General features: G+C 57.3%; 8 protein-coding genes, 1 tRNA gene and 2 pseudogenes. 8 read left to right on the top strand and 3 right to left on the bottom strand.

Annotation, left to right across the window (positions count from 1 at the left end):
* A pseudogene (locus tag AC1DH9_RS15700) lies at positions 1–262 on the bottom strand (glutamyl-tRNA reductase); the annotation flags it as partial.
* Positions 263–478: 216 nt separating this feature from the next.
* On the opposite strand from AC1DH9_RS15700, the gene AC1DH9_RS15695 reads away from it, so the two are divergent.
* The 8 genes from AC1DH9_RS15695 to ychF all read left to right on the top strand — a co-directional run bounded on the left by AC1DH9_RS15695 (position 479) and on the right by ychF (position 7,397).
* On the top strand, positions 479–2,203 hold the full coding sequence (locus AC1DH9_RS15695; protein ID WP_429540275.1) for a tetratricopeptide repeat protein: 1,725 nt from the start codon (positions 479–481) through the stop codon (positions 2,201–2,203).
* Positions 2,204–2,207: 4 nt separating this feature from the next.
* Positions 2,208–2,825, top strand: a complete 618-nt coding sequence (gene lolB, locus AC1DH9_RS15690; protein WP_427545601.1) for a lipoprotein insertase outer membrane protein LolB — start codon at positions 2,208–2,210, stop codon at positions 2,823–2,825.
* A 1-nt stretch (position 2,826) separates the two neighbouring features.
* Complete coding sequence (gene ispE, locus AC1DH9_RS15685; RefSeq protein ID WP_477806140.1) at positions 2,827–3,678, top strand: 4-(cytidine 5'-diphospho)-2-C-methyl-D-erythritol kinase; 852 nt, start codon at positions 2,827–2,829, stop codon at positions 3,676–3,678.
* A gap of 36 nt (positions 3,679–3,714) precedes the next feature.
* A tRNA-Gln gene (locus AC1DH9_RS15680) sits at positions 3,715–3,789 on the top strand.
* Positions 3,790–3,835: 46 nt separating this feature from the next.
* A complete protein-coding gene (locus AC1DH9_RS15675; RefSeq protein WP_003171603.1) occupies positions 3,836–4,777 on the top strand; it encodes a ribose-phosphate pyrophosphokinase in 942 nt (313 codons plus the stop codon).
* A gap of 142 nt (positions 4,778–4,919) precedes the next feature.
* The gene (locus AC1DH9_RS15670; RefSeq protein WP_054595617.1) at positions 4,920–5,519 is read left to right on the top strand and encodes a 50S ribosomal protein L25/general stress protein Ctc; all 600 of its coding nucleotides are present in this window, start codon (positions 4,920–4,922) and stop codon (positions 5,517–5,519) included.
* Between the two features lie 169 nt (positions 5,520–5,688).
* Positions 5,689–6,273, top strand: coding sequence for an aminoacyl-tRNA hydrolase (gene pth / locus AC1DH9_RS15665; RefSeq protein ID WP_477808393.1), 585 nt, complete (start codon positions 5,689–5,691; stop codon positions 6,271–6,273).
* A gap of 23 nt (positions 6,274–6,296) precedes the next feature.
* Positions 6,297–7,397, top strand: a complete 1,101-nt coding sequence (gene ychF / locus AC1DH9_RS15660; RefSeq protein WP_477808392.1) for a redox-regulated ATPase YchF — start codon at positions 6,297–6,299, stop codon at positions 7,395–7,397.
* Between the two features lie 73 nt (positions 7,398–7,470).
* Here the strand turns inward: ychF and AC1DH9_RS15655 are convergent.
* A pseudogene (locus tag AC1DH9_RS15655) lies at positions 7,471–7,792 on the bottom strand (hypothetical protein).
* Positions 7,793–7,795: 3 nt separating this feature from the next.
* Positions 7,796–8,035: DUF3592 domain-containing protein (locus AC1DH9_RS15650; RefSeq protein WP_477808391.1), on the bottom strand; the 240-nt coding region annotated here is incomplete at its 5' end.

Here is an 8,035-nt window from a genome sequence, read left to right as displayed (position 1 = left end):
CATAAGCGCTGGCACGCAGCTCATCGAGGCTCAAATGGTGATAATCGGCCAACCAGCGCAACACGGTATCGGCAGAAAGCTGATCCTGTTCTATATAGAGTTCACTGCGATTGCAGGTGGAGAGGATCGCAGCTTCGCGGCTGTCGGTGAGTCGGCAGAGCTGCTGCAAGGCCTCAACCAGCTGTTCCGGGGTAAAAGCCACGCGCTCGCGGACGTCTACGGAAGCAGTCTTGTGGTTAATACCGAGTGCAAGGAAGGCCATTCAAGATCGCTGATGATGTCGAGAAGCCGACAATTGTCCTACTTCGCCTGACTCAGAACAACCATTGCCGACTATTGTCCTGATACCTTGCCTCTATACAGGTGCTCGAGCACCTGCACAGGGATTGAGTTCAACGGCAAATTGACAGGCCGGTTATGTTTGGTCGAAGGCTTGTGTCATGATGATCCGACCGCAGGTTAGTCGTCCTCTTCCCCTATGAATAGATCTTCCGCGTTGCTCCTCGCTTTTGTCTTCCTCAGCGGCTGCCAGGCCTTGGCACCCGTTTCGCCGAGCGGCACGCCGCCGGTCGAAGGCAGCACGAAAGCCCCTGAAAAGCCCAAGGTTTACAGCTCGTTCAGCGAAGACACGATCTTCAGCCTGCTGAGCGCGGAACTGGCTGGCCAGCGCAATCGTTTCGACATCGCGCTGGACAACTACGTGACCCAGGCCGTCAATACCCAGGACCCGGGCATCTCCGAGCGAGCCTTTCGCATCGCCGAATACCTTGGCGCCGATCAGGCAGCGCTTGATAGCTCGCTGATCTGGGCGAAAAACGCGCCGAACGACCTCGAAGCACAGCGCGCCGCCGCCGTGCAACTGGCCCGCGCCGGGCGTTATGACGACTCCATGGCCTATATGGAGAAGGTTCTGCTGGGCAAGGGCGATACTCACTTCGACTTCCTCGCCCTGTCTGCGGCCGATACCGATCAGGACACCCGCAACGGCCTGATGAAAAGTTTTGACCGTTTGCTGCTGCGCCATCCGAAAAACAGCCAACTGATTTTCGGCAAGGCCCTGTTGCTGCAACAGGACGGTGACACCAAGGGTGCACTGGCACTGCTTGAGAAAAACCCTCCGCAAGACGGTGAAATCGCCCCGATTCTGTTGCGCGCACGCCTGCTGCAAAGCCTTAACCGTGGCAAAGAAGCGCTGCCGCTGCTGGAAAAAAGCATCCGCAAATACCCGGACGACAAACGCTTGCGCCTGACGTATGCCCGCATGCTGGTCGAACAGGACCGCATGAACGACGCCAAAGAGCAGTTCTCAAGCCTGGTCCAGCAGTATCCGGAAGACGACGAGTTGCGCTATTCCCTGGCACTGGTTTGCCTGGAAGCCAAGGCCTGGAAGGAAGCCAAGGGTTATCTGGAAGACCTGATCGCCCGGGAAAGCCATGTCGACTCGGCCCACCTGAACCTGGGTCGCATCGCCGAAGAACGCAACGACCCGCAAGGCGCCCTGATCGAGTACGCACTGGTCGGCCCGGGCAACGACTATTTGCCGGCGCAACTGCGTCAGTCCGACATCCTGATGAACAACGGACGCACCGCCGAAGCCCAAAGCCGTTTGGCCAGAGCACGCGACGAACAACCGGATTACGCGATCCAGCTGTATCTGATCGAAGCCGAAACCCTGTCTGCCAACAAGCAGGATGATCGCGCCTGGGCCGTTCTCGATAAAGGCTTGAAGCAGTATCCGGACGATCTGAATCTGCTTTATACCCGGGCCATGCTCGCGGAAAAACGCAATGACCTGGCGCAGATGGAAAAAGACCTGCGACTGATCATCAAGCGTGATCCGGACAACGCCATGGCGCTGAATGCCCTCGGTTACACCCTGTCCGACCGCACCACGCGTTATGACGAAGCCAAGACCTTGATCGAGCACGCGCACCAGCTGAACCCGGAAGACCCGGCCGTTCTCGACAGCCTCGGCTGGGTGAATTACCGCCTGGGCAACCTCGATGTAGCCGAACGCTACTTGCGCCAGGCCCTGGAGCGTTTCCCCGATCAGGAAGTCGCGGCGCACCTGGGTGAAGTCCTGTGGGCCAACGGCAAGCAACGCGAAGCCAAACAAATCTGGGGCAAATTCCTCAAGGAACAACCCGACAGCCCTACCCTGCGCAGCACCATCAAGCGCCTGACCGGTTCCGAGACTCTTTAAAATCATGTTTTTGCGCCACATCATCGTTTTCAGCTTCATCGCCCTGCTCGCCGGCTGCGCGGGCTTTGGCGCCCGTGAATCCGTCGAGGGCCACGGCAATTCCGCGCAATGGCGCGTGCACAAACAGCAATTGACCAGCCTCGATGGCTGGCAAATCAACGGCAAGGTCGGTATCCGGGCCCCGAAAGACTCGGGCAGCGGCACCGTGTTCTGGCTACAACGACAGGACTACTACGATATTCGCCTGTCCGGCCCGCTGGGTCGCGGCGCGGCACGCTTGACCGGTCGTCCCGGCCAAGTGTCGCTGGAAGTGGCCAACCAGGGCCGCTTTGAGGCGCCAACGCCTGAAGCCCTGCTCGAAGAACAGTTGGGCTGGAAACTGCCGGTTTCGCATTTGGTCTGGTGGGTTCGCGGATTGCCCGCACCTGACAGCAAAAGCCGCCTGAACCTGGATGCCGACAGTCGCCTGGCCAATCTCGAGCAGGATGGCTGGCAAGTCGAGTACCTCAGCTACATCCAGCAAAACGGTTATTGGCTGCCCGAGCGGATCAAACTGCACGGCACCGACCTTGATGTCACGCTGGTGATCAAGGACTGGCAACCTCGCAAATTGGGGCAATGACATGCCTGCTACTCGCCTGACCCTGCCCTCGCCGGCAAAACTGAATTTGATGCTGCATATCCTGGGTCGCCGTGAAGACGGCTACCACGAGTTGCAGACGCTGTTTCAATTTCTCGATTACGGCGACGAAATCACCTTCGCCGTACGCGATGACGGTGTCATTCGTCTGCACACCGAATTCGAAGGCGTCCCTCACGACAGCAACCTGATCGTCAAAGCCGCCAAAAAACTTCAGGAACAGTCCGGTTGTTCGCTGGGCATTGATATCTGGATCGAAAAAGTCCTGCCCATGGGCGGTGGAATCGGTGGCGGCAGTTCGAATGCGGCCACCACGCTGCTGGGCCTCAATCATCTCTGGCAACTGGACTGGGACGAGGATCAACTGGCCACGCTGGGCCTGACACTCGGCGCCGACGTCCCGGTTTTCGTGCGTGGACACGCGGCTTTCGCCGAAGGCGTGGGAGAAAAGCTCACCCCTGTAGACCCGGAAGAACCGTGGTATCTCGTACTGGTGCCGCAAGTATCTGTAAGTACAGCAGAAATTTTTTCAGATCCGCTGTTGACACGTAACTCTTCTCCCATTAAAGTGCGCCCCGTTCCCAAGGGAAACAGTCGAAATGACTGCTTACCGGTGGTAACAAGGCGTTATCCAGAGGTACGTAACGCTTTGAATTTCTTAGGTAATTTTACCGAAGCAAAACTCACCGGAACTGGAAGTTGTGTGTTTGGGGGCTTCCCAAGCAAAGCTGAAGCTGATAAAGTCTCGGCCCTTCTTACAGAGACCCTTACAGGGTTTGTAGCGAAAGGAAGCAACGTTTCGATGTTGCATCGCAAGCTGCAAAGTCTGCTCTAAAAGAACCGGGTACTGGGTACTCGTTGCAACAGATACAGGGGCGTCGCCAAGCGGTAAGGCAGCAGGTTTTGATCCTGCCATGCGTTGGTTCGAATCCAGCCGCCCCTGCCATTTTCCTATACTCATCCAGGTTACCCTCAGCCTTCAGGTACTGCGCGTGTCCAAGATGATGGTCTTTACGGGGAACGCTAACCCCGATCTGGCTCGGCGTGTTGTACGTCAGCTGCATATCCCTCTCGGTGACATTTCTGTCGGTAAGTTCTCCGACGGCGAAATCACTGCCGAGATCAATGAAAACGTCCGCGGTAAAGACGTCTTCATTATTCAGCCGACTTGCGCTCCGACCAACGATAACCTGATGGAACTCGTCGTGATGGCTGATGCCTTCCGTCGTTCCTCAGCCACTCGAATCACTGCGGTGATCCCCTACTTTGGTTATGCCCGTCAGGATCGCCGTCCGCGTTCCGCACGTGTGGCTATCAGCGCGAAAGTCGTCGCTGACATGCTTACCGTAGTCGGCATCGATCGTGTTCTCACGGTTGATTTGCATGCTGACCAGATCCAGGGCTTCTTCGATATTCCGGTAGATAACATCTACGGCTCCCCGGTACTGGTGGATGACATCGAAGATCAACGCTTCGAAAACCTGATGATCGTGTCCCCGGACATTGGCGGCGTCGTGCGTGCACGTGCTGTTGCCAAATCCCTGGGCGTGGATCTCGGGATCATCGACAAGCGCCGTGAGAAAGCCAATCACTCTGAAGTGATGCATATCATCGGTGATGTCGAAGGGCGTACCTGTATTCTGGTTGACGACATGGTCGATACCGCCGGCACCCTGTGCCACGCGGCTAAAGCCTTGAAAGAGCATGGCGCTGCCAAAGTCTTTGCCTACTGCACACACCCTGTGCTGTCGGGTCGGGCCATCGAAAACATTGAAAACTCCGTGCTGGACGAGCTGGTGGTGACTAACACCATCCCGCTGTCCGCTGCAGCACAAGCCTGTGCACGTATCCGTCAACTGGATATCGCACCGGTAGTTGCCGAAGCGGTTCGCCGCATCAGCAACGAAGAATCGATCAGCGCGATGTTCCGCTAAGGGCCCTGCCCTTCGGATACATCTCGATGACGAAAAGCGCCCCGCCCCGGCATAACCTGTCGGGGCGGGGCTTTTTTGCCCATATCGCCTTTAGCGCTGGTCGCAAACGCTGGGGCGAATGTGGTTATTTTGGAGATACAACATGAACGATTTTACTCTGAATGCTGAAGTGCGTTCCGACCTGGGGAAAGGTGCGAGCCGCCGCCTGCGTCGTCTCGCAAGCCTGGTTCCAGCTGTAGTTTACGGTGGCGAAAAAGCCCCTGAATCCATCAGCATGCTGGCCAAAGAAGTTGCCAAACTGCTCGAAAACGAAGCGGCCTACAGCCACATCATCGAGCTGAATGTTGGCGGCACCAAGCAAAACGTAATCATCAAAGCTCTGCAGCGTCACCCGGCCAAAGGCCACGTGATGCACGCTGACTTCGTACGCGTTGTTGCTGGCCAGAAACTGTCCGCTCACGTTCCTGTGCACTTCGTCAACGAAGCTGCTGCAGTGAAAAAAGGCGGCGAAATTTCGCACGTTGTTGCTGAAGTTGAAGTTTCCTGCCTGCCAAAAGACCTGCCTGAATTCATCGAAGTCGACCTGGCTAACGCCGAAATCGGTTCGATCATTCACCTGTCCGACCTCAAGGCCCCTAAAGGCGTTGAGTTTGTTGCTCTGGCTCACGGTAACGACCTGGCTGTTGCCAACGTTCACGCTCCACGTGTTGCTCCAGAAGCTGCAGAAGGCGCTGCAGAGTAATTCACTCTGTACGCCGGAGTGAGCAAATAACATCGCGGACTGGAACGTAGCGAGAAAGCGGGCGGGAACGCGAAGTTTACATACTGGTAAATGAGCATTTTTTGTCCACTTTCGCCGCACACACCTATTGCGACGATGTTATCCACCACTCCAAAGAAGGGCCCCTGATGTGACTGCCATAAAACTGATCGTTGGCCTGGGAAATCCAGGCGCCGAATACGAACAGACCCGGCATAACGCAGGGGCCTTTTTTGTTGAGCGCATCGCGCAAGCACAAGGCGTCAACCTTGTGGCCGATCGCAAATATTTCGGCCTGACCGGGCGCTTCTCGCATCAGGGTCAGGATGTTCGTCTGCTGATTCCCACCACCTACATGAACCGTAGCGGCCAGGCCGTGGCGGCTCTTGCCGGTTTTTTCCGGATCAAACCGGAAGAAATACTGGTGGCGCATGACGAACTCGACTTGCCACCCGGCGTTGCCAAGCTCAAGCAGGGCGGCGGGCATGGCGGTCACAACGGGTTGCGCGACATCATCGCGCAACTGGGCAATCAAAATACCTTTTACCGCTTGCGGCTCGGTATTGGCCACCCAGGCGTTGCCAGTATGGTTTCAAACTTTGTCCTGGGTCGTGCGCCACGCGCCRAACAGGAAAAACTCGATGCCAGCATCGACTTTGCCCTCGGCGTGCTGCCGGATATCCTCGCCGGAGAATGGAACCGCGCGATGAAAAACCTGCACAGCCAGAAGGCCTGACTCTAACTCCTAGGGGAAACACCATGGGATTCAATTGCGGCATCGTCGGCCTGCCTAACGTCGGCAAGTCCACCCTGTTCAACGCCCTGACCAAATCCGGTATCGCGGCCGAGAACTTCCCCTTCTGCACCATCGAACCGAATACCGGTATCGTGCCGATGCCGGACAAGCGTCTGGAGGCCCTGGCGGCCATCGTCAATCCAAAGCGCATCCTGCCGACCACCATGGAATTCGTCGACATCGCTGGCCTGGTTGCCGGCGCCTCGAAAGGTGAAGGTCTGGGCAACAAGTTTCTGGCCAACATCCGTGAAACCGATGCCATCGCTCACGTGGTCCGCTGCTTCGAAGACGAGAACGTGATTCACGTTTCCAACAGCGTCGACCCGAAACGCGACATCGAGATCATCGACCTTGAACTGATCTTCGCCGACCTCGACRGCTGCGAGAAGCAACTGCAGAAAGTCACCCGCAACGCCAAGGGCGGTGACAAGGACGCCGTGGTTCAGAAAGGTCTGCTGGAGCAGTTGATCGCTCACTTCACCCTCGGTAAGCCTGCGCGCAGCCTGATGAAGAACATGAGCACCGATGAGAAAGCGGTGATCCGTGGCTTCCACCTGCTGACCACCAAACCGGTCATGTACATCGCCAACGTTGCCGAGGACGGCTTCGAAAACAACCCGATGCTGGACGTGGTCAAGGCCATCGCCGAAGAAGAAGGCGCAATGGTTGTGCCGGTCTGCAACAAGATCGAAGCGGAAATTGCCGAGCTTGAAGACGGCGAAGAAAAAGACATGTTCCTCGAAGCCCTGGGCCTCGAAGAACCTGGCCTGAACCGTGTAATCCGCGCTGGCTACGAAATGCTGCACCTGCAGACCTATTTCACCGCCGGCGTTGAAGAAGTCCGCGCCTGGACCGTCCGCGTCGGTGCCACCGCACCACAAGCTGCTGGCGTGATCCACACTGACTTTGAGAAAGGCTTCATTCGCGCCGAAGTCATCGCCTACAACGACTTCATCCAGTACAAGGGCGAAGCCGGTGCCAAAGAAGCCGGTAAATGGCGTCTGGAAGGCAAGGATTACATCGTCAAAGACGGCGATGTGATGCACTTCCGCTTCAACGTCTAGCGTTGTTGGAATCGAAAAAGCCGCGTTGATTCGCGGCTTTTTTGTGGGCGTTATATCGACCTGCTATGCGCGACTAGAACAGATAGCCCATGTAGATCGCGGCGCCTCCACCGGCCTGCACACCAGCGTTCATGCCGGCCATGACCACCGCCCCCTTGGCCGACTGCAGCAACTGCCGGTTGACCGTGGAGGAGGCAATGAGCGAGGTCGCCGGGTTGGAGCTCAGAACCGCCGCCAACGCCAGCAGCTCGGGATCAAGCCCGAACAACAGGGCCGTGGCCGAACCGCCGACCACCAGCCCTGCCCGCCACCAAGGCTACGGTCAGACCGCCACCGCTGTCGGTCTGATACTGCCAGCGACTCTCATTGAGCGGGATCGGGATGTTGTAGCTCATCGTTCAAAGTCCTTTATGTGAATGAACTGCGCCGCGACCGCACTGGCGGTTAACCCTTAACAGGCCGGCAAGGGTGAACAGCAGACCAATACAACCCAGTACCCCTGGAGTGGCCCACAGTGCGGCAGGGGTATCGACCACGGCGCTACTGGCCGGCTGCTCGGGCAGGTAATACACCCGCACCGGCTGATCCTGCCGATAGCCAAAAATAAAGCCGCCCTGGGGGTAGGAAATCTTTTCACC

It is taken from the genome of Pseudomonas sp. 05T35, from assembly GCF_056396605.1.
The sequence above is the reverse complement of the archived record's forward strand: the minus strand, read 5'-3'. Positions and strand labels throughout refer to the sequence as shown.